Annotated in this window: 2 protein-coding genes; one reads left to right on the top strand and one right to left on the bottom strand. The window is 28.5% G+C overall.

Annotation, left to right across the window (positions count from 1 at the left end; genetic code table 11):
• Positions 1 to 631, bottom strand: a 631-nt coding sequence (locus tag F6K27_RS33090; protein ID WP_287300976.1) for a hypothetical protein, incomplete at its 3' end; no start/stop codon positions are given.
• A gap of 44 nt (positions 632 to 675) precedes the next feature.
• Here F6K27_RS33090 and F6K27_RS33085 point away from each other — a divergent pair.
• Complete coding sequence (locus F6K27_RS33085) at positions 676 to 1536, top strand: DNA cytosine methyltransferase (protein ID WP_287300975.1); 861 nt, start codon at positions 676 to 678, stop codon at positions 1534 to 1536.
• The last annotated feature ends 97 nt before the right edge of the window (positions 1537 to 1633 follow it).

Here is a 1633-nt window from a genome sequence, read left to right as displayed (position 1 = left end):
TTAATCTTTCAGGCATTAATATTTCAATTGCAGAAGTAGAAGATAATTTAGCTTGCCTAACAAAAGCATTTATCCATTCTAAAAAATAATTATATACTTGAGATGAGTTTAAACTATAAAAGTTTCCACTACCTAAAGAACTTTGGTCGCTAACTGTAACATCAGGTTGGTTAAAAACTCCATAACATTGTCTAGCAGAAGCACCATAAAGCACCATGTTATTTTCTGTTTCTGATAAAAAGTTTCCCATAATTTCAACTTTTGTAGAAACAGGATTTCGACTTTCGATATTACTATTATTTCTTTGAGCTAATTGATATTTTTGTAAATCAAAAATAGACCATTTAGCTCCTGTAACAAACGCCAAACCCGAAACAATTTTTTCTTGAGATACTAAAAAATCCACCATTGGAATTTCAGCATTGAGGTCATATATTGCAGTACCTCCGAAATCTTCCCTAGTGAAATATGTTATTGAAGATAACCCAATTGGTAAATCATCTATAATATTAACCATATTTCTTGATGGGTCAAGTCCTAAATAATCTACAGGTTCAATGTTTTGAAATCCGGGTAAATAACGAGAAATTTCGGTTGATAAATATTTACCAATAAATTCTTTTGTTGCCATAATTGAAAATTAAAAACTAATTGTACATTTACTATCATTTTAACATGAAAATAATAGACTTATTCTCTGGAATCGGAGGACTTTCAACTGGATTTAAACTATCAGGATTTGAGATAATACAAGCTTATGATAATTGGGAGTATGCAGCAAAAACTTATAAATTGAATCACCCCAGAACAAGAGTTTATATATCAGATATATCTCATAATAATTTTCAGTTAAATAAACCACCAATTAATGACTTTATATTAATTGGTGGTAGCCCATGCCAAGATTTTAGTAATGCTGGAAAAGTGTTAGGGGAAAAAGGGGAAAAAGGGAAGTTAACTCAAAAATTTTTAGATATTGTTACATATTATTACCCTGAAATATTTGTATTAGAAAATGTTCCTAATATTATAAAATTCAATATTTATAATAAAATTTTAACTCTCCAAAATTATCAAGTTATTGCTGTTAAATTAAATTCTATGTTTTATAACACTCCGCAAAATAGAACAAGAATTATTTTTATCGGGTTTAAAATGAAATATAATTTAAACGGATTTCGTAAAAAATTACTTAAGAAAGAAAATCAAATTCCTACTACAGTAAAGGATTATTTTGGAGATTCAATAAATATTGAAAATTATTTCATTGAACCATATTTTAGAGGAAATAAAAATATTTGGAGTGTTCACGAACCACATCCGACAATTAGAGGTAGTGGTTATAGACCTTCTGTTATAGATGGAATTAGAGCTTTAACTATCAGAGAAAGATTAAAAATTCAATCATTTCCTGATAGTTATAAGTTAATCAATCATAACGTAAAAGATTCTAATCAAGCAATTGGAAATAGTGTACCTGTTAATTTAGCTAAACATATTGCTAGCTGCCTATATGAGCTGTTGCAGCAACATTAATTAAAGTTATTCCTGCTGCTTCTGTTCTTTCTACAAATTTAGCACCAACAATAGGAACAACTCCAGTACCAGCTACATTTGTATACATATTAATGAT

The sequence above is a fragment of the Okeania sp. SIO2F5 genome (assembly GCF_010692685.1).
Classification (GTDB): Bacteria; Cyanobacteriota; Cyanobacteriia; order Cyanobacteriales; family Microcoleaceae; genus Okeania; species Okeania hirsuta.
The sequence above is the reverse complement of the archived record's forward strand: the minus strand, read 5'-3'. Positions and strand labels throughout refer to the sequence as shown.